This is a genomic window from Shewanella sp. MMG014, assembly GCF_018100775.1.
GTDB classification, from domain to species: domain Bacteria; phylum Pseudomonadota; class Gammaproteobacteria; order Enterobacterales; family Shewanellaceae; genus Shewanella; species Shewanella japonica.
Window position 1 is genome coordinate 1 of record NZ_JAGJDZ010000009.1, and the last position, 22317, is coordinate 22317.

18 protein-coding genes are annotated in these 22317 nt (G+C 40.2%); 3 read left to right on the forward strand and 15 right to left on the reverse strand.

All coding sequences use genetic code 11. The features are described 5' to 3' along the window. Window positions 1-15: 15 nt before the first annotated feature. The 11 genes from J8L86_RS14570 to J8L86_RS14620 form a co-directional block, all read right to left on the reverse strand. Window positions 16-387, reverse strand: a complete 372-nt coding sequence (locus J8L86_RS14570) for a DoxX-like family protein (protein ID WP_211030895.1) — start codon at window positions 385-387, stop codon at window positions 16-18. 124 nt (window positions 388-511) lie between these two features. Further along, window positions 512-1255, reverse strand: coding sequence for an endonuclease NucS domain-containing protein (locus tag J8L86_RS14575; RefSeq protein WP_211030896.1), 744 nt, complete (start codon window positions 1253-1255; stop codon window positions 512-514). A 128-nt stretch (window positions 1256-1383) separates the two neighbouring features. Further along, window positions 1384-1683 carry a hypothetical protein gene (locus J8L86_RS14580; RefSeq protein ID WP_211030897.1) on the reverse strand — a complete coding sequence of 100 codons (300 nt, stop codon included), beginning with the start codon at window positions 1681-1683 and terminating at the stop codon, window positions 1384-1386. 103 nt (window positions 1684-1786) lie between these two features. Further along, window positions 1787-2182: a hypothetical protein gene (locus J8L86_RS14585; RefSeq protein WP_211030898.1), complete on the reverse strand. Its 396-nt coding sequence runs from the start codon at window positions 2180-2182 to the stop codon at window positions 1787-1789. A gap of 120 nt (window positions 2183-2302) precedes the next feature. Then, the gene (locus tag J8L86_RS14590; protein ID WP_211030899.1) at window positions 2303-2635 is read right to left on the reverse strand and encodes a hypothetical protein; all 333 of its coding nucleotides are present in this window, start codon (window positions 2633-2635) and stop codon (window positions 2303-2305) included. Window positions 2636-2736: 101 nt separating this feature from the next. Continuing rightward, window positions 2737-3270 carry a hypothetical protein gene (locus J8L86_RS14595; protein WP_211030900.1) on the reverse strand — a complete coding sequence of 178 codons (534 nt, stop codon included), beginning with the start codon at window positions 3268-3270 and terminating at the stop codon, window positions 2737-2739. A gap of 1073 nt (window positions 3271-4343) precedes the next feature. Then, on the reverse strand, window positions 4344-5405 hold the full coding sequence (locus tag J8L86_RS14600; RefSeq protein ID WP_211030901.1) for a sensor domain-containing diguanylate cyclase: 1062 nt from the start codon (window positions 5403-5405) through the stop codon (window positions 4344-4346). Window positions 5406-5767: 362 nt separating this feature from the next. After that, a complete protein-coding gene (locus tag J8L86_RS14605; protein WP_211030902.1) occupies window positions 5768-6775 on the reverse strand; it encodes a prolyl oligopeptidase family serine peptidase in 1008 nt (335 codons plus the stop codon). 585 nt (window positions 6776-7360) lie between these two features. Next, complete coding sequence (locus J8L86_RS14610; protein WP_211030903.1) at window positions 7361-7993, reverse strand: hypothetical protein; 633 nt, start codon at window positions 7991-7993, stop codon at window positions 7361-7363. Window positions 7994-8149: 156 nt separating this feature from the next. Further along, window positions 8150-8821 carry a hypothetical protein gene (locus J8L86_RS14615; RefSeq protein WP_211030904.1) on the reverse strand — a complete coding sequence of 224 codons (672 nt, stop codon included), beginning with the start codon at window positions 8819-8821 and terminating at the stop codon, window positions 8150-8152. Continuing rightward, a complete protein-coding gene (locus J8L86_RS14620) occupies window positions 8818-9723 on the reverse strand; it encodes a hypothetical protein (RefSeq protein ID WP_211030905.1) in 906 nt (301 codons plus the stop codon). Before J8L86_RS14620 ends, J8L86_RS14615 begins: the two co-directional genes overlap by 4 nt. Window positions 9724-12160: 2437 nt before the next feature. Between J8L86_RS14620 and J8L86_RS14625 the strand changes: the two genes are divergently transcribed. From J8L86_RS14625 to cydX, 3 genes are read left to right on the forward strand one after another with little or no spacing between them, the layout of a single operon-like run. Further along, the gene (locus J8L86_RS14625) at window positions 12161-13717 is read left to right on the forward strand and encodes a cytochrome ubiquinol oxidase subunit I (RefSeq protein WP_065108577.1); all 1557 of its coding nucleotides are present in this window, start codon (window positions 12161-12163) and stop codon (window positions 13715-13717) included. Window positions 13718-13732: 15 nt separating this feature from the next. Next, window positions 13733-14872 (forward strand): cytochrome d ubiquinol oxidase subunit II, encoded by a 1140-nt coding sequence (gene cydB, locus J8L86_RS14630; RefSeq protein ID WP_055025093.1) that lies wholly within the window; start codon window positions 13733-13735, stop codon window positions 14870-14872. Between the two features lie 13 nt (window positions 14873-14885). Further along, window positions 14886-15011 carry a cytochrome bd-I oxidase subunit CydX gene (gene cydX, locus J8L86_RS14635; RefSeq protein ID WP_063124246.1) on the forward strand — a complete coding sequence of 42 codons (126 nt, stop codon included), beginning with the start codon at window positions 14886-14888 and terminating at the stop codon, window positions 15009-15011. 136 nt (window positions 15012-15147) lie between these two features. Here the strand turns inward: cydX and J8L86_RS14640 are convergent, their stop codons facing one another. From J8L86_RS14640 to J8L86_RS14655, 4 genes are all read right to left on the reverse strand, one after another. After that, a complete protein-coding gene (locus J8L86_RS14640) occupies window positions 15148-15624 on the reverse strand; it encodes a DM13 domain-containing protein (protein ID WP_055025092.1) in 477 nt (158 codons plus the stop codon). Between the two features lie 141 nt (window positions 15625-15765). After that, window positions 15766-17769, reverse strand: coding sequence for a methyl-accepting chemotaxis protein (locus J8L86_RS14645; protein WP_211030906.1), 2004 nt, complete (start codon window positions 17767-17769; stop codon window positions 15766-15768). Between the two features lie 169 nt (window positions 17770-17938). Next, complete coding sequence (locus J8L86_RS14650; protein ID WP_211030907.1) at window positions 17939-21013, reverse strand: efflux RND transporter permease subunit; 3075 nt, start codon at window positions 21011-21013, stop codon at window positions 17939-17941. After that, on the reverse strand, window positions 21010-22122 hold the full coding sequence (locus J8L86_RS14655) for an efflux RND transporter periplasmic adaptor subunit (RefSeq protein WP_065108574.1): 1113 nt from the start codon (window positions 22120-22122) through the stop codon (window positions 21010-21012). Before J8L86_RS14655 ends, J8L86_RS14650 begins: the two co-directional genes overlap by 4 nt. Between the last annotated feature and the right edge of the window lie 195 nt (window positions 22123-22317).

The following is a 22317-nucleotide window of genomic DNA, read 5'->3' on the forward strand; positions in this document are numbered from 1 at the left end:
TACATACAATTTACACTACTGTCGAGTTTGCAATTTACCTAATAAAATGAAGCTTAAACCAATTAGTGGGATATTAGTTGTAACCGGATTAAACGCCCCGACCAAAAGTTGAGGCTGTAAAACAGCAACAAAAAACAGTAAACCAATTAGACCTGCAATATTTAACATTACAACAGTACGTTTTTTATAAAATATGATAAATATTAAACCAAATATCAGCTCGCCAATACCTGCTGCTTTAGTAATAAAATAAGAAATTTCGTCAGAGAAGCCTAGGCTAGCAGTCATTGCTTTTTCTAATGGTGCAATATGCAATAACTTTGGAAAAATACCGTGGTAAAGCCAACTAAACCCAATAATGTATCGTGCAATTTGATCAGATGACACCTAACATTTCCTTGTATGTATAACGCCCGCGTCACAAGCTAAATTGTAGTGAAGTGTTTGGCGTACAATTGCGAAGCTATGCCAAAACGCGTAACGGAAATTTAGTCCTTGGTGCACGCGCTTGTTACATTTTTTTAACTTGATTTAGCTTAACTGATAACTCATATTCAAATAAGCTTATATCTTTAAGCTCCTCACAGACTAACATTAAATCTTCAGAAATATCTCTGGCAATGATCACCCCTCTTACAGATTGACCTACTTCGATAATATTTCTTTTAACCCAAGAAACATACCTGAGCAATTGACCAATAACTCTGTCATAGCCTTTAGACACTTTAAGCTCAATTACAACGAAATTGTTACTTTTATCGACTGCAAGAATATCAATAAATCGCCCGCCCGCTGGATATTCAATACCTGAGATTCCGTCCTCCTCATAGACTTTAAGTCCTGGCTCGATTAGCTCTAAATTTCTAGCTAAGAAATTTTGAAGATCTCTTTCATATGCAAACTCGTTAGTATCTCTTACTTCCTCAGGCTCATTAAAAGATTCATTATCTTCGTCTGTTAAATCTGAGCTTAGAGGTTGGGGGTCAATAGAAGGGTTATATAAGCGATAGGTACTTTTACCAACTTGATAAAAAAGGTCGTCTTCTCCAACTTTTGCATTGTAGTGATGGCGACTGTTGGCATTTGTAGAAAACTTTATCAGGTGGCAAGAAATTGTGTTCTTTTTGATTTTAGGATACTTCAATGAGAACCATAACATCACCTCAGCTTTGGTAAAACTTTTGCCCTCTGATAGATCCATTTCAGAAATCATATCACGCATTAATTGACCTGTTGGCTTATTGTATATAGGCATATCTTTCCTTAAATGTAACGCCTCGTTAAGGGGCGAGTAATTGTTGGCTAAAATTGTGTAGCGAAGCGGAACCGAGCCAACAGTTACGAGTCCCACTTCAACGACTTGTTATATGGCTTTAATACAGACTAATCACTTACCGTCCGAACACTAAACTGACCTATATACGCTGTACTAAAAAATAAAATCAGCCTATCTAGGACTTTTGCAATATATGCAGTTTCTTTAGTTTTGATAATTTCAGCTCTAATTGAAATTAACTCATGAACCATTGAGTTGCATTCTTCGTTAGTAAATCCTGGATCGCGGTAAAAATTAGCTTTTAACTTTTGCAATTGAGGAAGCCCATCTGTAACAAAACTAAAGAAACTCTCTTCATGATGTTCAATACACTCATAATTGGAATCAAAATAGAAATCACACGCCATAGTTTCCTGCCATATAACGCTCTAATAATGGGCAAAAAATTGTTGGCTAAAATGTTGAGGAACGAAAACAGCCAACTGTTTTTTGTCCTTATTTATTAGCTTGTTATATACCTTTACCACCAAAACCCTTTATTGATTTATAAAGCCTATGCCCTGAAAGCAAAACTAAAATAAATATCACGACCCAAAAGCCAGTAGGATCTTCGGAGATATTATAATTACCCATTTTTGCAGCATTACCAATAGACCCTTTTATTACTCCTGATATTGCTAAAAATGCGAAAACTAGTGAAAGAAATAGATTACCCCATGCCCATTGAAAAGCATCTGATTCTTTCTTGGTCATTTTTTTAGATGATTTTTTTAAGTCACCATTTTTAATACGAATAGCAATTTGCTCTTCGATAATTTTGACCCGTTCAGGGTAAGCATTTTCGTCAATATGCTCTCTGCAATCTCTCAACTCTGATAGGGAGTATTTCGTGTAGTCTACGTCCATGCTTACCTAGGTATATAACGCCCCGCTAAGGGGAAATTTGTAGTTGGCTAAAATTGTTGAACGAAGTGAAAACAGCCAACTGTAAATTTTCCCTCTTGAGCGCCTTGTTAGGTGACTACTTCACCAAACGTCACGCCACGTTTTACTAAATATATAAGGCGTACAAGTTTTACCTTTTATATCTTGATACTTCATATTTGTATCAAGCCAAAAGCCATCATTATTAGAATTAGGCCCAGATAAAACTAAATCTCCATTTTTATCTAAACCTATCTCTCGTTTAGGTAAATCATTGTCATCAAATTCAATTAGCCATTCTTTCACAAGATGAAGCTTACTTTCGTAATCAGGATTTGCCTTAGGAATAAACCAAAGCACCTTTTCAATGACCAATTGAGATAGCGATTTCTCTAACTTCCAATCTGTTGCCAAATTTGTCCGAAGATACTTCACTCAATAGTCACCTAACGCCCTAATAATGGGCAAAAAATTGTTGGCTAAAATGTTGAGGAACGAAAACAGCCAACTGTTTTTTGTCCTTATTAATTAGCTTGTTAGTTTGCAATTTCTGGTGCCCAATCATCGCTTACACTTGACTGTTTGTAAAATGCGTTTAGTAACCTTTTAGGATATTTAGAAAAACGAGCGCTCTGTAGGTTATTAAAAATGCTAAGACTCTCAATAGACAAATCTTCTGGTACAACGCCAAACAATTCAACATGCTTTAGATTAGGTAACTTAGCCAAAGGAGCCAATGAGTCTACTGCTGTCTTTTTACCCGAAGAATCCCAACTAGGTAGCGTAGAAAGAGAAAGCGTTTCGAGTTGATTTAAAATAGGAAAACTCTCAAAGCTTACAATTTCAGGCAAGTGAACAATTGATAGCAATTTTAAGTTTGGGCATTTAGCCAGAAATTCAAAATCACTTTCAGGTAGCGTAGCAATAGATAGTTGTTCTAAGTTATTACATTCAAGGATTGATTTAAGTGAGTGAAAATTGCAGTGCCATATTTTCATAGAAGTAACCTTAGAAGGGTTTTCTATTTGTGGCATTATTTGATTTTTATCTCTCAAAAATTCGATATGCACGATGCTTCCTTGCAAACTAACAGCTTATTATATAGCTGCTCGATAATGTTCCTGACAAAATTCAACTTAGTAGCAACGATACCAAGCCAACCGACTGTTTAGTATTGATAAAATGAAAATGTAAGACCCGTTTTATTAATATCAAGCCCGCAAAAGTGAGCGCTTTGATGTAGAGGTCTCTACAACCTTTTATCAATAACTTTAGATTCAACAACTTATCAAAAAACTAGCAGTTTATCGAGCATAAATCACCCGATTTTTTGCTCACTATACTCGCGAGTCATCTGCGTACAATTATAACTGTGTTTCTATCTAGTACTTCAAAGTCAGATTTAGTGCGCAATACATTAGAAAAGATAAGGGGATATTTCCGCTCACTGCCACATGAGTTTCTCTTGCTAGCTCGTTATGGGGCATAAATGAGTTACGAACAGCAACTATGAAATTCATTTATCCCTGCTCAAGTATCGAAGACCATCACTTCAATCTAATCCATTGCCTGCCGCAGGCTTATGTGCAGATGCATCCAAGACACGCCGTAAACACATCCATGTGGGCTCTGCGAAAACATCCATGTTTTCGAAGGTCTTGAACGCATCTACACTGGGATTATTGTCTCTTCGATTTGGCATATTCGTGTCAATTAAAAACTACAAAGACCAAGAATCTAATCAGCTAAAAGACTCAATTTGGGTTGAGGACGTTGAAGAAAATAGGGTGATGCTCACATGGATGTGAGCATAGCTTTCGCGGTGCAGGGATGCACCATCGGAAACGTTAGCATTTTCGAATAAGTCTGAAGTTAACAACAAACGAAGTTAAAAGCTGGAGCAATCCCCATCGAAAATTATGCGCTTTTTAGCATTTTTCGGCGGGGCAGCGGGGTGTTCCAAGAGGGTATTGCTGTTGATACCCTTTTGGTCTGGTGTGGGCGAAGCGTCACGACGTTAATCTAAACAGAGTTTGGAAACACAGGCTGAAACCCTGATATCAAAATCAGCAGTGGGCAGAAAACCCACGACGTTAATCCAAACGGAGTTTGGAAATACAATGGCCAAGAACACAAAAATTAGCTAATCAGCCGATAACACTTTGGTCACGCTATTCAATCTATTTCGCCCCTGAGCTTTAGCTTCATAAAGTACGGTATCAGCCTCAGAAATAATATTATCAATGAGCTTGCTCATATCATCAGGTTTGAATTGATTAAAGCGAAAATGACAAGCGCCTATTGAAACCGTTATGGGTTCAGCTGTAATACCAATGGTGGCAATATTCTCCATTACTCGTTTGCAGACAATAGAGCATTCTTCTTGAGCAGTATCAGGTAACCAGAGTAAGAATTCTTCACCACCAAATCGAGCGACAAAATCATAGTCACGCAGCGATTGAGTGATTTTCTCTGCGATCGCCACTAATGCATCATCACCCGCTTGATGACCATAGGTATCATTTAATTGTTTAAATCTATCAATATCGAGAAGGGCAATGGTTCCATGTCCCTGGCTGCGGCTTAATCTGTTCAAATCTTTGTGCAATGTCTGATGCATGCCACGTCGGTTAGGCACATTGGTCAAGCTATCAAAGTTGGCTAAATGGTGTAATTCTTTGTTTAATGCTTTTAGTTGTGCTTCTTGTTCTCGACGAATCAACTCTACTTCAACCCAAGAAGCCATTAGCTGCAAGGCATCAATATCAACATCGCGAAACATTCTCGGGTAAGGGGTAGGGCTGGAAAAATTGAGCGTGCCATAAAGTTGGCCGTTTAAGCGAATAGGGATACCTATATAGGACTCAAGGCCAAATGCTTGGTATGCAGGGTGAACTGCTAATGCATCATCTTCACCCATATGTTCAATCCCAACAGGACCTTTGGCATTGCAAGTCATGCTGCAGTAGGTTGCATTTAAATCAAAGCAGTCGTTAGGATTTAACGGCACTTCATCTGGTGTGACGCAATATTTAACCACATATTTGTTTTGATCTATTTTAGATAAAATTGCAATGTCTAAATCAAAGCGTTCAAGGCCCATTTTTAACAGTTCTAAAAGCTGGTGCTCAAAGCCTTTACTATGATCTTGGGTGACTTGGTATAACCTGCGAATGACGAGTTCACTGCTTGATTCATTGGTCATTAATTTCATCCTTGCAATTAATTGGGTCACCCGAGGTGAGTGAAAGGGGGGAACAAGTATCTTATAATTTTTGTTCTAATAGTTATTTGTAAATACCCACCCAATGCTTATATAAAACGATTTATAAAAGTACGCATTTTTAATGAGTTGAGTATCAGAATATAAATAAGTTGAGTCAGAGTAAACAACATTTTAGAAAACTAAAGTATTAGCAATATTGTCGCTAGGTTAAAGAACAATTTTCATTAATATGAGAGTAAAGTGATGGCTTCGCTAAAAGGCTGCAAACTTCTTATCCACTATTATTTTCGAGTGTGATGAGAGAGTAAAGAAAGGGGCTAATAGCCCCCAGTTCATAGATTTTATAAATACTTTTGAAACCAGCTGACTAACTCTTGGTTCATTTGTTCTCGACTATCTCTTAGATAATGATTATCGGGGTAAAGTACCAGTTTATGGGGAATACCATATTGGGTTAATGCATCTGCAAGTACAATGGATTGGTTTGCGGCAACTCGTTTATCTTCAGTTCCGTGTATTAGCAAGATTGGTACATTGGGAGAGAGGTTTTTAGTCCAATTGATTACCGAGCGCTTTGATAATTCTGCATCTTTTTTGAGTTCATAATAAGGAATTCGTTTCTTATAAACATTTTCCATTTCTGGCCGTTCTAGTAACCCTTGTTGTAAATCTGATACACCTGCAATAGTAGCAATTGCTTTGATGCCGCTTGCTTGTTTCATGGCTAAATGTGTCTGCATACCGCCGCGGCTGCCTCCGTACATGCCAATGCGCTGCGGATCTGCGCCTTTAATATTGGGGATTAAATCGAGTAGAGCAATAACGTCACTCACATCTTTTCCGCCAAATTCATCTTTAGCACTTGGCTGCTTAACATGAACTCCACGGTATTGACTCCCGATGATGACAAAGCCTTGCTCTACAATCGGAAATAATTCATACATCATTGTGCCAAAGACAACACTGCCAAAGTTGCCGTTACCACCGCGGTTATAAATTAAAACGGGTAACTTAGCTTCAGACTCTTTGGGTTTTATGACATAGCCCATTACCTCGGTATTATTTACCGTATAACTAAATGTGCTACAAGATAAATTCGCTTTAAAGTGATTGAACTTTTCTGTGCCAAACGTGGCATCAAATTGTAATAATGCTTTATTGAATTTGTGTTCAATTTTTAATTTCTTTCGATACTTTTCTTCCATGAATTTATGCCAAGTATCGTAGTCAGTAAAAATAGAGCTAAAGCAATTTGTCTGATTACTGATGCGATCATCGTTAATTAACTTATTTGCTTGAGCGCTGAAGGAAGAGAATAAGAAGGTAAATAGTAGAATATACTTTATCACGTGAACTCCATGTCTGTGATTAAACTGCTTTTGATGTATATGTAATAGGCCAACTAACTTAAGTGATTGATAAGATTAAATCAACAGAGAGAATATGTTTTAAAAATTGAAGTTTAAAGGTTTATTTCTTTGAATGTTCAATTCCAATTGAGGTAAGCAAGAAAATCGCGTGAGACCAGACATGGTCTTTCTCGTATATCCATGTGCTTCAAGGCATTTAGTGCATCCTACACTTAAGATTTGAGCTTGATTTCGACTGGAAGGGTCACTCTTTGGCATCCATCCCATCGGAAGCGTTAGTGATTTTGGCAGCTTGCCGGGGCAGGCTGCAAAGAAGGTTAACGCTGGTTGATTCTCCGTTGGACATTTTGCTGTTTAAATTTCGCCGGAGCTGCGGGTGTAGCTCTTAGCGAAAAGTAAGAGGGAGTCGCAGTTAACTCCTTTTAGTCTGGGGTGGGCGAAGCGCCACGACGTTGACTTAATCCAAACGGAGTTTGGAAAATAGGTCGATTCAAAAAACAAAATTGGTCTTTAATAGGGGGCATCATAGCCTTTATAAATTTAGACAGTCATCAAAATAAGAGCTTAATTCTGCTTGATTGATGTGCTTTGGGCATCACTTACTGTAACTAGCGCAAGGATAAATATAATTGCCAAGAAATCAATTGAGATTGTTTGAGTTTGCAGCTTCTCAGTGTATTCATTAAAGATAAACCCTGGTGAAAATGAAGCAGTCATACCAAATAGAAACTCAGGGTTCCAATTAATGTAAGTATAAATACCACCAAGCCCTGAATATGTCGCTGAAATTGAACCAATTACAATATTAGGAACTTGAAGGGACTGGTTAAGAATTGAAACCCAATAATATTTATACATTTCCTTTATTGCTGTCAGCCCAGCAATTAAATTAAGTGCTATAACAAATATAGACGCTGCGGTACTTAGCAGTGACACGGAGCCGTCGAATATTGAGGTGATGTAAAAGAACAAAATTGCTACAGCAGCAGTAACTTGAAAATAGCCTATTACTTTCACTCTACTTTCAGCAAGTGAGAATGCTTTAGCCTTTTCCTGCTCTCGTTTTTCATTTATTTCATCCTGCCTATTGGATAGTTCGCTAATTAAAACACCATAGTTAGCCGTATTGGGATCTATATTTTCTTTTACATCAAGTAGTTCATCAGTTGAGTATTTAGAGTAGTCAATTGAGTTCATAATTTTCCTTGCAGCGATTACTGTTTATTGAGTATTTCGCAACCAAACTCGGAATGTGAGCGAAAGTCAGATACCATTTTAGGTTCACGAATACTTGCCTCGGCAGTGACTTAGTTGTTGATATAAAAGAACCGCCTGATGGCGGTTCTTTTTTGTTTAGCTAATTAGACCTTGCGTATTGTCCACTAAAACAAGCCAGGCTATGTAAATAGCAGGGCTTAAACACGCGAAAACAATAGTCGTTCCTGCAAAGTGATAGCCAGAACCCGTATCTTCATCGTCTTCTTCATCATCTGTACCACCTATTTTTTCTAAGGCTTGAGCAAGTTCATCGTCAGTTGAATTAGATGAAAACAGTTTACCAATGGCATCTCCTATTTCAGCAGGATCTGACACGGGGCGATACTGATCAATATTTAATGGCTGAGTTGAACTATCTTCATTGTTAGCGACAGCTAATTCACTGAATGAATAAACTGAGCTAGGGCTAGAAGTAGTAAAGCTATCAGTATCAGGTTTAGTTTTTTCTTTGTCTTCTACAGTGCCTTCATCTTCATCTTCAGCGTTATAATAGGCATTAAACTCCTGAGCTAAAATAAAACCTACAATTAAAATAATTGATGACGAAGTCACCGCAGATGCTAGCCACTGATAAGGTAACGTCAACCAATTTGCGTAATCGGCAAACACAACCACTGCTGATGTTAATAAAAAAGCATGCAAGGCCCCCCACCAAAAGTCGCGTTCCTCAACAAACCAACTGCCTTTGATGATATAGATTTGATAGGCGGCAAAAAGCGCAATGTAAAGATAAAAATACCAACTCATAACACTATCTCCTTACCAGAAATCACACCTTGCTGAGACAGTGATTGCAATGAATTTTTCGGCAGTAATATTGCCCATGCTTGTTCGTCGCTCTCGTCGTTATCAAGCAATCCCATCGACAGGCCAGTTTCTTTTTTCAGCATTAATGCCAGATGAATAATAAAGTTCTCTGAAACTAAATGGGAATATTGTTTAAACAACCAATGTTGGGATCCCTTTCTAGAATCAAACTTTAGCTCGACGTTGTTGTTTTCTTCATCAAATTCACAATGAATATTGCTAATCTCTAGCTGGTCTGCACCGCTTGCTATATTTCCCATTACCTCTGCATAGTGTTCAGCAGGGTCAAAAATTTCACCGCTTTGCCAAAGAATACTTTTCTCTGCTAATAACTCTTGCACGAAGTGTTCTTTGCAGAGAGATTCACTACGAAGATCATAGTCTTCTATGTATTCCTTAACTTGCTCTTTCACTTCCGCCGTTAACTCAATAACACCAGCATTAACCAGAGCCGTTATTAATCGCTTCATTTCTGTTTTATTTTCAGTAACACTGACTGTTATTTCTTGTTCCTCATCGTCGTATTCATCAGCGTCTTCGAACTCATTGAGCTCATCTTTAAGCGCCTCAAAGGCTCGTTTTTTTTGCTTTTCTGATGCTGTTCCTGAAAAAGTTGCCGTCACATCCGAAAAAGGCTGTAATGCTTGTCTGCCTTTCCAACTTGAAATAGCTGAAAACACTAAGCATGGTATCCAGAATCCCCAAAATGCAGGCCAGAAAAACCAAGTATCATGAAATAAACCAAAAAATAATGAGAGGGTTAAAGCAACAAAGCCAGCTTTAATTGCAGAGAAAAGCCATACAAATAAGTAGGCATTTTGTAGTAAAGTAAATATTCTCAATATACGTTCCTTCGTATTGTTTTGTTTAAAGTCAGCTAGCTAAGCTAGGGGGGATTAAGGTGAAATAGTTATTTCAGAGTAAACTTTATAGAGGAATTGATTAGCACGTGTAACTGAATGGCTTTTTCTTCCCTAAATGGTGCGCCCGATGATGTTCGAGGTTACCCAACTCTTCCTTAAGTGGCTATACTTTAATATGATTTATGTTAATAATTCAATATTTTACTTAGTTTTTGTTAGCTAAATTATCGAAAGTTATCCCTTCAATCTAATCCATCTCTTGGACGGCGACAGCCGCGCTTACACTGGGATTGCATAACTTCGATTTAATTTCACAAAATTTAAAAATGTGCATGTTCCATTTGAGTTGAGGTAAGCCAAAAGTGAGTCAGACCATGCCTTTTCGCACATCCATGTGCTTCAAGGCATTAGTGCATCCTGCACTTATGATTCCAGCTAATTAGTTGGATCAGAGTAAGCTTTATATATGATTAACATTTTCAATGTTCCCCATATAAGCCAAACTGCGCAACTCATAACGGGGTATAAATGAGTTACGAACAGCAACTATGTAATTCATTTATCCCTGCTCAAGTATCGAAGACCATCACTTCAATCTAATTCATTGCCTGCCGCAGGAATGTTCGGATGAACGGAATGTCGCGTTCACATGGTCAATGATGTTCCCGACATCATCATGACATTTCCCATATCCCTATGGGTCAGATGTGAAAGAGCGACCTTATGCGCAGATACAACTGCGAGTTGGTGGCTCTTGATTTAAAAGTAAGCATCCCTGTAAGCACTGCCAAAACATCTATGTTTTAGTCATATTTGTTCCAGACAAATGATGACATTCCCACCGTCCTTAGCGGTCAAAGCTCGATGCTGCATCTACACTGGGTTTATTGTCTCTTAGATTTGGCTGTGTTTGTGTCAAATTAAAGAGCTAAACAGCTCAAGTTGTATAGGTGTTTTGTTCTTCTTAGAATGCACAATTTGAATTGAGGTAAGCAACGTCCCATCGGAAGTGTTAGTGATTTTTGCAGCTTGCTGTAGCAAGCTGCAAAAGAAGGTTAACGCTGGATGATTCTCCGTTGGAAATTTTGCTGTTTAAATTTCGCCGGAGCGCTGAGGGATTGTTAAGGGGGACAAGCGCTTTCCCCCTTAGCTCTGGTGTGGGCGAAGCGCCACGACGTTGACCTTAATCCAAACGGAGTTTGGAAATGTAGGATTAAACCCAGATATCAGAATCAGGTGTGGCCAAAAGTTGATCAACAACTCAATATCAAACGTATGTTTGAATAGTTTCTGCTCTAGATAAAGAAAGACATCAATAAGGAGCATTAAAAAGCCCCTTAGAATCGAAACTCTAAAGGGCTAGTCAATGCTCTATGTTGCAAGTGATCTACAAGAGCTGTTTTGCGCTAACAAAACATCAAGGGTAACGTCCAATAGCGTCAGCAAGCAATTGCATACTTATTCTATCTTTCGTTGTATTGCTGCTAATGGGTGTCTAAAGCTAAGACACAAACGAGAGCAACAATATAAAACGGTTTAGTACGCTTGGTACATTTCAACAAATACTTTTTTGTAGCTGTTGATGAAACGCTCAAATAATTTAGTCATGTGCTAAATCTCCACTCAGTAATATTAAAATTAGTAGAGTTGGGGATGCAACTTGATGTCCATTTTGTTCAAGTCCAATCGACCTTCTCTGAATACGAGGAGAATTCTATATTCTCCTTATAAAACACTCAAACGAAATAAATTAATCTTAGCTATTAGTATAACTTATCCGAAACTCAATGTTTCTATTGATTAAAATGTTCTTAAAGTTTTTATCTTGCTGATTTTTATTGTGATTTAATGTTTGATGATATCTGTTTAGGTGTAGATAATCTAAGCCTTAAATGTTAAATGTTTATTTTTTGCTTTAGGAGGGCTTTGATTAGTTTTAGGTGGTTTAGAGATGTTGATTTTACAAAAATGTAAACAAATCCCTAGCAGCTATTTGTGTTGGGGTCAACACCTAGTAAGTGGTACTTTGCGCCCATGCTCAAAACCCGCAAAAAACCACTTTTTTATTGCTGAATATGTTGATTGGAGTCAAATTTCGGTGATATAAATTACAGGTCTACAGTATTTGATTTTTTATTTAAGTTGTTGATATTTAATGATTAATCATTACTGGTGGTTTTAGTTTTGTTGTGTTAAGTCACTTTTTGCGCTTAAGTGTGATAAATGTCTCATTTACGAGGTGTTTTAACAAGATAAACTACCCACGAGATTGAGATGAAATAAAGCTTGTGTTTAACAAGTTGTTAACGTGGCAATGTTGCTACTTAAAGTATTTTAAATTTTTTCCTGCAATGGCACTTGTTGTGATTGATGGGAATCATCATGGCATTTGGATGTACCGAGTAAGGAGTCGCCAATGATTATTGAAGAGGTTGTAGAGCTGTCACGATTGCAGTTCGCGCTAACAGCCATGTATCACTTTCTGTTTGTACCTTTAACCTTAGGTTTAGCCTTTATTTTGGCGATCATGGAGTCACTTTATGTGATGACTGATAATCAAATTTATAAAGATATGACTAAGTTCTGGGGTAAGTTGTTCGGGATTAACTTTGCACTCGGTGTGACAACCGGTTTAGCAATGGAATTCCAGTTTGGTACTAACTGGTCATATTTCTCACATTATGTGGGTGATATCTTTGGTGCCCCATTAGCAATTGAAGGCTTAATGGCATTCTTCTTAGAGTCTACTCTAGTGGGTATGTTCTTCTTCGGTTGGGATCGTTTCAGTAAGCGCCAACATTTAGCTGTAACTTGGTTAGTTGCTATTGGCTCTAACATGTCAGCGCTATGGATTTTGATCGCAAACGGTTGGATGCAAAACCCAGTTGGGTCAGTATTCAATTACGAAACAATGCGTATGGAAATGACTAGTTTTGCTGAAGTGGTATTTAACCCTGTAGCACAAGTTAAGTTCGTTCATACGGTTGCATCAGGTTATGTTGCCGGTGCAATGTTCGTTCTTGCAATTAGTTCATACTACATCCTTAAAGGCCGTGATTTACCATTTGCGCGTCGTTCATTTGCGATTGCTGCAAGTTTCGGTATGGCAGCGATTTTATCGGTTATCGTACTGGGCGATGAATCTGGCTATAAAGTAGGTGAAGTACAACGCGTTAAGTTAGCGGCAATTGAAGCTGAATGGCACACTGAGCCAGCTCCAGCTGCATTTACTGCGGTAGGTTTCCCGAATCAAGAAAAAATGGAAACTGACTTTGCCCTAAAAATCCCTTATGCGATGGGTATCATAGCTACGCGTTCTTTAGATGAGCAAGTCACAGGTATCATCGACTTAATTGATGAACATGAAGTGCGCATTCGTAACGGTATGATTGCTTATTCATTCCTTGAAAGACTACGTGCAGGTGACGAAAGTCCACAACTACGTGAAGACTTTGAAGCGGTAAAAGGCGACTTAGGCTATGGCTTATTGTTGAAGCGTTATACTGAAAATGTAGTTGATGCGACAGAAGAGCAAATTAAAGCTGCTGCGAAAGACTCTATCCCTAACGTTGCGCCTATGTTCTGGTCATTCCGTGTGATGGTTGGTGCTGGTGTGATTATGTTATTCGTGTTTGCTGCGGCATTCTGGCAAAGCACGCGTCACAAGATTGAAGAAAAACCTTGGGTACTTAAAGCGGCGCTATACAGCTTACCACTACCTTGGATTGCGATTGAGTGTGGTTGGTTCGTGGCTGAGTACGGACGCCAACCTTGGACGATTTCAGAAGTGTTGCCGACCTTTATGTCTGCATCAAGTCTAACAACGTCTGATCTATGGTTCAGTATCATTTCTATCACTGTGTTCTACTCGATTCTATTAGTGATTGAATTGTTCTTAATGTTTAAGTTTGCTCGTCTTGGCCCATCAAGCCTTAAGACTGGTAGATATCATTTTGAAAACCAAGATGCTTAATCTGAGGACCTGATTATGTTTGATTATGAAATGCTAAGATTTATCTGGTGGGCTCTGGTTGGCGTATTGCTAGTAGGGTTTGCTGTGACAGATGGTTTTGATATGGGTGTGGGTGCGTTATTACCTATCATTGGTAAAGATGACACTGACCGCCGTATTATGATCAACACCATTGCTCCTCACTGGGATGGTAACCAAGTTTGGTTAATCACCGCTGGTGGTGCGTTATTTGCTGCTTGGCCTATGGTTTACGGTGTGTCTTTCTCTGGCTTCTATGTGGCTATGATGTTGGTACTGTTTGCGTTATTCCTACGCCCTGTTGGTTTTGATTACCGTTCAAAAATTGAAGATCCAAGATGGCGTAAGTCGTGGGATTGGGCGTTATTCGTTGGCGGATTTGTTCCACCACTGATTATCGGTGTTGCGTTTGGTAACTTACTCCAAGGCGTACCGTTTAATTTTGACGAATTTTTACGTGCGACATACCACGGTGGCTTAATTGGTTTATTAAACCCATTCGGTTTACTTGCTGGTTTAATCAGTGCATTAATGGTGATGATGCAAGGTGCATCATGGCTACAAATGAAAACTGAAGGTGAGCTACGTGTTCGTGCTGCTAAAGCGGCGCAAATTTGTGGCTTACTTGTGACGGTACTATTTGCTGCTGCAGGTGTTTGGTTAGTTAATGGTATTGATGGCTATGTTATTACTTCGGTAATTGACACTGCGGGCCCTTCAAACCCAACGACTAAAACCGTTGCTGTTGAAGCTGGTGCTTGGTTAGCTAACTACGATAAATACCCGCTAACAATGTTATTCCCTGTATTGGGTCTAGTTATGCCGATTCTTGTATTACTCGCTAGTCGTTTGAATCGTAGTGGCTTTGCATTCTTATTTAGCTCACTCGCTATTGCAGGTATTATCGTGACATGTGGCGCAGCAATGTTCCCGTTCATCATGCCTTCATCGCTTGATCCAAACGTGAGCTTAACGATGTGGGATGCCACAGCAAGTGAAATGACTCTGAACGTTATGACTTGGGCTGCGATTATCTTTGTACCTATCGTATTAAGCTACACCATTTGGACGTACTTCAAGATGTATGGTCGTCTAAACCGTGAGTTTATTGAAAAGAACAAAGCGTCACTTTATTAATTAAGGAGCCATTATGTGGTATTTCTCTTGGATACTAGGTGTATTACTAGCCTGTGCTTTTGGCATCATTAATGCGCTTTGGCTTGAAAACACTGAAAACTTAGATCGTATCAGCGAAGCTGATGCAAAAGATAAGTAAGTAATTTGAGCTGATAAAAAACCCTGCCATAGTGCAGGGTTTTTTATTGCTTTATTAACTCAATGAAGGCCAGCTGTTCATGCTAACTCTTAATAGGAACACTCTAAATCGCGAATTGATTATGGGGTAATTGCTTTTATTGATATTGAGCAGCAGTAATAAATTGGCCGAAACTTTCGCACCAAATAATGACGGTATTGTAATCGCCAACATCAATATCCTTTGTAATTGGCACTAAAAAATTATCGAAGGTTTTGACGTCAGCCACTTGCACCATAGAGGACTTTAGACGATTAAAGTCGGCTTCTGTTTCAACAAACTCTTTAGCAAGGTATACCTTAAAGTCAGGCCCAGGTGATAGCTTACCGTTTAAGGTAATGTAATCATCGCCAATCATCACTGTTCCTTCTCCCCAGTGCAGTGCATCGCTGTCTTTAAGGTCTCGAGTGAACTCTGCAGTGTAGCGTTGTTGGGTATCTAACGATGCGACTTTTTCACTTGAAGGCGCATCAGGCGCAGTTAAAATCGGTAAGGCATAAATGCCACCACCAAAACCAATAGCAAGAGCCAAAGTGTGAGATGCGAGAAGGGCAGCGAGAGTTCGTTTTTTCATATTGATTCCGTTTTTAACACCAAGGACTAACATCAAATACACTGTGTGTTAGGCTGTTTGTTCAAATAAAAAAGGCATGTACCTATGGGACATGCCTTTATAAAGACCTGAGTTATCAGGATATTATTTCAAAGAAACGCATTAGATTTTAAAGAAATTAATTTTAGTATTCAGTTCGCTGGCAAGAGAGCTGAGTCCATCAGCCACATCGACGGTTTCGCTAGCGCGTTCTTGTCCTTCGTTTGCGAGTGTCGATATTTGATGTAGGTTAAGGGTGATTTCGTCAGCGACTGCACTTTGCTGCTCTGTTGCACTCGCAATGCTGCTAGTGAAGGTGGCAAGCTCACCAATACTTGCGGTGATTTGGCTTAACTGTTCACTGGTCTCAAAGCCTTGTTCTGCCGATTCGGTGCCGAGTCTATGGCTGTCTGACATTTGCTGACTGGTTACCTTAACTTGCGCTTGCAGTTGGCCAATGGTTTTACTGATTTCGGAAATCGAACTTTGCGTGCGCTGTGCTAATGATCTTACTTCGTCAGCGACAACCGCAAAACCTCGTCCTTGCTCGCCTGCTCGAGCAGCTTCAATAGCAGCGTTTAGTGCCAGTAAGTTAGTTTGCTCGGCAATACTATTAATCACTTCTGTGACTTGATTAATTGCTTCACTCTCTTTACTGACATTTTCAATGTTATCTTGGCTTTCATTAAGCTGGGTTTTAAGCGCATTCAGCGACTCAACAACGTCAGTAAGCTGCTTATGACCACTACGAGAGGATTGATCTACTTGTTGGCTCTTGACTGCCCCTTCGTTCGAGTGACTAGCAACATCTCGAATAGAAGCTGACATCTCTTCAATTGCTGTGGCAATTTGGTTCGTTTGCATCATTAACGATGCCGATTCATCGCCATTTAACCTTGCCATCTCTTGGGCTTTTTGAGCCTGTGACTCAAGGGTTTCCACTGAGTGCTGCAGCGAGAAAATCAGCTCTTTTAAGTTGTTTGACATGTCGGCAGCACTGAGCGTAATTAAATCTATTTCGTTCTTGCTATTAGGATCACTGACTTCAAATTGCTGGGATAAATCACCTTTACCTAAGGCTTTCAGTTGTTGCTGGAAACGCTGCAAAGGCGCTAATGCTTTTATTTGCAGAGCGGCTAATAACCCACTTATTAGCAGTATCCCTAACACGGCAACACCAGTGGTAATATACAAGAGTTGTAGGCTTTCATTATTAAGCTCAGCGGTTTGAGTTAATCCTATTAATGTCCAGTTCCACCCCGGTATGTTGATACTGTTAGCAAACATTTGCTGTTGTTGGTGGTTAACGTATTCAACGCTTTGGTGGCGGCCCAATAACTGGTTGATGTCTAGGCCATTTAATATGTCGCTATTTAATGCTTCACCCGTGGCGAAGTTGGGATGCGAAATCAGTCGTTGGTCATTGTTGCGCACCAACATGTAATGACCTGTTTCTTCAACTTTGAGGTTATTAATTGTCTTTTGCAGCTCAGAAATTGAGTCGGTGATATCAAAACCAATATACAAAATACCGATGACTTCATTGCTGGCATTTTTGATTGGTCGGTAAACGGTCATGTAGTCTTTACCAAATAGTTTGGCGTAACCTTCATATTCATGACCGTTTATCAATGTTTGGTAGCCTGGGTGGCTACTACCTAGGTAAGTTGCCAATGCCCGTTTACCATCGGCTTTTTTCAGTGAAGTCGAAATACGAAGAAAGTCATCGCCGTCTTTTACAAAAATGGTGGCTGTGCCGCCAGTTAAGTTTGAAAAACGATCTACTTTACTTTTGGTGGCGTTAATTTGCTCTTTTTCATGTACTAGGGCAGGTGTTTGAGTGCTGTAAACTCTGACGGTGCGATCTGGTTTGTGAAAGTTTCCAGGGTACATTGCACGTAGTATGTCGGCATTACGGCGGGCTAGGGCAAGTAAGCTTGTGTACTGCAGCTCAATTAGCGCTGCATTGCTCTGCATTTGCTCGTTCATCGAGTCGATGGCTTTTTCTTTTAATACGTTTGATGAGCTAAAATATGACACGGAAGAAATGATGCTGAAGACTAACACCGTCAGCGCTAAAGAAAAGTACGTTATTTGTTTTGTTAGAGACCAACTTCGATAGTTCATTTGATAGTTTCCGAATTAAAGGTCACTCCAATCTAGAGCAAATAATGCCAAGATGACTTGATTGAGATCATGTCTAGATTGAGTAAATTCGTGAATGTGTAATTGGCGATTCTATAATAAAAAACGACGCATTAATGCGTCGTTTTTTGTTGGTTAGTAGTTGATTATATTAAACTTGTACGGGCGACAATATTTCAGATTTCTGTTGTTTTTTCTTCATTAAAATAAGGTACATGGTGGGTACCCAAATAAGTGACAGCATGGTGGTGAGTAATGTGCCGCCTGCAATTGCAATGGCAAAGGGTGGCCAGAATCCACCGCCAGCAATGATCAAGGGTAAAAAGCCGCCAATGGTGGTGATAGTGGTTGATCCAATGTGTCTGCCACAGCCACTCACTAAGGCAATAATGGTGTCTTTATTGCCTAACCGAGCCTCTGGTACGTCTTCTAATTCAGCTAAAATCACAATAGCAGCGTTAATGGCTAGACCCATTAGGCCCAGCAAGCCAATGATGACGGTAAAGCCGAACGGATAACCAAACAGGTAAACGGCGAGTAAGCCAAGCCCTGCAGACTGGAAGGCACTGAGTAAGATAATGGCGGTTAATCTAAATGAGTTAAACGATAGCACTACAGTGGCTAATAGCAGGGTCACTACCACAACGATATTGGACAGTAAATTACCAACGGCTTCGTCTCGTTTGGCACTTTCACCACCAATTTCAAGATGATAACCAGACGGTAACTCAATTTGTTCTAACCTTGTTTTAACGTCATTAAGCACCTTACCGGGCAAAACCCCACTGACAATGTATGCTTCTATTGTGTTCACTCGCTCGCCGTTACGGCGAGGAATACCGCCACGACTCACATTAATTTGGTTTTGTGATACTGCTGAAAGCGGGATGGTGTCTCCTTGGCTAGAGACTAAGTTAAGTTCTGCTAGACGCGTTGCTTCTTCTCTAGACGTATCAGCAAGCCTAACTCGAACAGGTAATGACTCCGTTTGCTCTAAAATGCTGCCGCCAATAATACCTGTGGTCGCCATTTCTATTTGCTTAGCGATATCAGATAAACTGAGACCACTCATTAAGCTGGCATCTTCGTTTATTTGTAACCAGACTTTAGGTGATCCTGCACTCAAGGTGGCACGGGTATGAATCACATCCTCTGTGTCCATCAGTAAGCCACGCACTTGCTCGCCTAACTGGTTTAATGTATCCAATGACGGGCCATAGATCCGCAGTTCTACTGGTGCATTAAATGGTGGGCCTTGTTCAAGCTTTCTGACCAAGATTTGTGCCTGAGGGAAGTCAGCATCAAATTCTTGTTGCAGCGATAAAATCAATCTATTGGCAGCGTTAAAATCAGTGACTTTCACCATAGCTTGAGCATAGTTTGTTGCCCCTTGCTGACGTTGGGTAAGGTTGTAATAAAACGAAGGTGTATTACCGCCAACCACCCAAGTGATCATTTCAACATCGTCAATCGACTCAAGACGTTCATCAATGCTTTTAACTTGTTTGAGGGTGTTATCTAGGCTGACATGAGGCGCTAAATAGACTTCAATTTGGAACATATCTCGGTCTGAAGGCGGAAAGAATTGCTCGGTCATTTTTGTCGAAGCATAAAAGCCCGATACCGGTAATATTCCGATGAGTATGGCTGTGACTAAGGGTTTTGATAAGCCAAAGCGTAAACTAGCTTTAAAAGCGTGTCCTAGGCGGGGAAAGGCCATGCCTTTTTGGTACCAAGCCATGGACTCGTTATCTTGACTAAAGCGTCCCGCAAGGCCTGCAATAATCGTGTGGGAAATGAGGTAAGACCCTAACAAAGCGAACATGACTGAAATAGCAATGCCACCAACAAACTCACCAGCAGCGCCAGGCATGAGTACAATTGGCGCAAAAGCTAACATCGTGGTGATAGTAGAGCCTGCTAAAGGCAACCAAAGGTGATGCAAGGTTTTACTCACAGCCTCAAGCTTGGTTAGCCCTTGCTTGCGGCGCTGGGCAATGGCATCGACAATCACAATGGCGTTATCGACCATAATCCCAAGAGCAACCACTAAGCCTGTGACTGACATTTGATGGATGGGTAAGCCTGTGTATTTCATGCAAGCAAGGGTGAAGAGCGCAGTTAGCGGTAGTGATAGCGCCACAATAACGGCGTTACGCAGCCCGAGTGTTAACATTAGTACAAAAAGAATGATCAAAAAGCCTTGGATCAGATTGATGACTAAGTCGCCAAGACGAACACTGGTATAAGCTTGTTGATCAAATAGCCATTGCACCTCAATGTTAGCAGGCAGGTTTGCATTATAGCTTTCAACTACCTGACTCACTTGCGCTTGCCATTTATCAACACGGTTATTATCAATCATACGTGCTGAGACTAGTACCCCAGGTTCGCCATTAATTAAGGCGATGCTGGTAGCAGGGGTTTTCGGTTGACGATTGACATTCGCCACGTCACCGAGGCGAATAATCTGGCCGTTTGCATCAATTTTTAGCGGTACTTCGCTGACACGAGTAATAGAGTCTAGCTCACCTGATACCTCAATTAAGGCTTTAAATGTGGCGTTATTGATTTCACCTGCAGAAATTTTACTGTCAGCGTTTGACAGAATGCTTGCAATGCTTGCTGGGGTTAACTTGAGTTGGCTGATTTTATTGCCATCAAGTTCTACTAATATTTCTTCATCAGGTGTGCCTGATAATTTGACAAAATCAGTGCCGTTTAATACCCGAAGCTTGCTTTGTAACTCTTTAGCGTAGCGGTTTAGCACATCAGTACGGATGGGGGTGTCGCTGTTCCATACCAAGCCTAAAATGGCTGTGTTGGCATAACCTGTTTGATCGTCCAATAAACTATTTTGCGCCGATGTAGGCAGTTGATATTTACTGTCTGCAATGAGATCTCGGGCTCTAGACCATACGGGAGCAGTATCAAGTACCGTGTCTTTTAACTCCAATTGAATTACTGAAATGCCAGGACGAGAAGTGGATTGCACCAGCTTTAGCTCTTCTAGGCGGCGCAGCTCATTTTCTAATACTTCAGTGACTAACGCTTCGACACGTTCAGCTGAAGCGCCAGGGTACTGGGTAATAACCGAAGCAAAGCGATTGGTTATGGTGGGATCTTCTGTGCGAGGCAAACTACTAATAGCGCCTAAACCAGCCACCAATAGTAATGCAATCATAAGACTGGCGAGTCTGCCGTTTTCGACAAAGGCCTTAATCATAATGACCTCGCCACAGTCTCAGAAGTGGGATTTACACGCTGTCCTACCACCAGTTTATGCAAGCCTTGAGTAATAATTACATCGTCTTTTTGAATCGCACCATTAATGTAAGCTTGTTTTTCTGTGGTATATAAAATATCAACGTCTCGGCGTTCTATTCGGGCTTGTCCTTGTTCATTTTTCGTGACCACAAAGACATTCCATAAGCCTCTAACACCGTCAGTAAGCGATGAGATTGGCACCCAATATCCCGCATCAGCGATTTGCTGTTGATACTCAAGGTAGGCAATTTCGCCATTAATCACTTGGCTATTGTTGGGTAAGTCGATACGTAATTGAACAGTACGAGTGACAGGGTCTATTTCGGCGCTGATACCAGCGATTAAGCCTTTATGGGTTTGGTCTCCAATGCGAATATCAACGACTTGATTTGATTTAAGCGTTTGAGCGACGCTATGCGGAACACCAATATAGGCTTGCTGTTGATTTGTGCCGATTAAGGTAAATACTGGGCTACCTAACGCGATCACTTCACCTAAATTATGATGACGTTTGCTGATGGTGCCATTAAATGGAGCGACTAATGTTGATTTCTCAAGTTTAAGTTCTGTGGCGTATAGCGAGGCTTTAAGGCGTTTTTGATTGGCTAAAAGACTAGCGACTTGCTGCTGGGTTTCATCGAATTGCTGCTCAGAAACATACTGCTTTTTTTTGAGCTCAATGGAGCGTTCCAAGTTACTTTGGGCTAAATCTAAATCCGCTTGGGTTTGCTGCAGTGATGCACTTAATTGTTGCTGCTCAGCTTCAAGTAATTGGGTGTTTAAGGTGGCAAGCTTTTGCCCTTTAATCACAGTATCACCGCTGTCGACGATAATGTCACTTAGCTTGCCTGCAAGTTCAAATCCTACACCTGTGGTATCAGCTGAGCGGACAGTGCCGGTGTAACTTTGCTGATGTTGATAACTTGAATTAAACCGTAAGGGTTGGGTGATGACATTCGGCACAGCCACAGAAGGCGTTGGGATGGTTTCATCATTGCCGCAACCACTTAGCAGCAAAAATGAAATGACAATACTGAGTGCGGATAATGAACGCGTCGCTGTTTTCATGGGAACATTCCTATTGCTAATGCAACTTCCAAGGCAAATCATAGCTATTGTATTGACCTGCGAATGACATCTGTGTGATGCTCAATAATTAAAACTAGACTGTCTAGTCCATTTTAGGCTTAGTTTATGGTCAAAAAACTAGACTGTCCAGTCTAATTTGTGATTAAATGTTATCGTTGTTGTTTAGTTGTAAAG

Bases quoted from the DNA above. Each gene is read 5' to 3' on its own strand.
- J8L86_RS14575 (WP_211030896.1), bottom strand. From the start codon at position 1,255: ATGCCTATATACAATAAGCCAACAGGTCAATTAATGCGTGATATGATT.
- J8L86_RS14580 (WP_211030897.1), bottom strand. From the start codon at position 1,683: ATGGCGTGTGATTTCTATTTTGATTCCAATTATGAGTGTATTGAACAT.
- J8L86_RS14585 (WP_211030898.1), bottom strand. From the start codon at position 2,182: ATGGACGTAGACTACACGAAATACTCCCTATCAGAGTTGAGAGATTGC.
- J8L86_RS14600 (WP_211030901.1), bottom strand. From the start codon at position 5,405: ATGACCAATGAATCAAGCAGTGAACTCGTCATTCGCAGGTTATACCAA.
- J8L86_RS14610 (WP_211030903.1), bottom strand. From the start codon at position 7,993: ATGAACTCAATTGACTACTCTAAATACTCAACTGATGAACTACTTGAT.
- J8L86_RS14615 (WP_211030904.1), bottom strand. From the start codon at position 8,821: ATGAGTTGGTATTTTTATCTTTACATTGCGCTTTTTGCCGCCTATCAA.
- J8L86_RS14625 (WP_065108577.1), top strand. From the start codon at position 12,161: ATGATTATTGAAGAGGTTGTAGAGCTGTCACGATTGCAGTTCGCGCTA.
- cydB (WP_055025093.1), top strand. From the start codon at position 13,733: ATGTTTGATTATGAAATGCTAAGATTTATCTGGTGGGCTCTGGTTGGC.
- cydX (WP_063124246.1), top strand. From the start codon at position 14,886: ATGTGGTATTTCTCTTGGATACTAGGTGTATTACTAGCCTGTGCTTTT.
- J8L86_RS14640 (WP_055025092.1), bottom strand. From the start codon at position 15,624: ATGAAAAAACGAACTCTCGCTGCCCTTCTCGCATCTCACACTTTGGCT.
- J8L86_RS14645 (WP_211030906.1), bottom strand. From the start codon at position 17,769: ATGAACTATCGAAGTTGGTCTCTAACAAAACAAATAACGTACTTTTCT.
- J8L86_RS14650 (WP_211030907.1), bottom strand. From the start codon at position 21,013: ATGATTAAGGCCTTTGTCGAAAACGGCAGACTCGCCAGTCTTATGATT.
- J8L86_RS14655 (WP_065108574.1), bottom strand. From the start codon at position 22,122: ATGAAAACAGCGACGCGTTCATTATCCGCACTCAGTATTGTCATTTCA.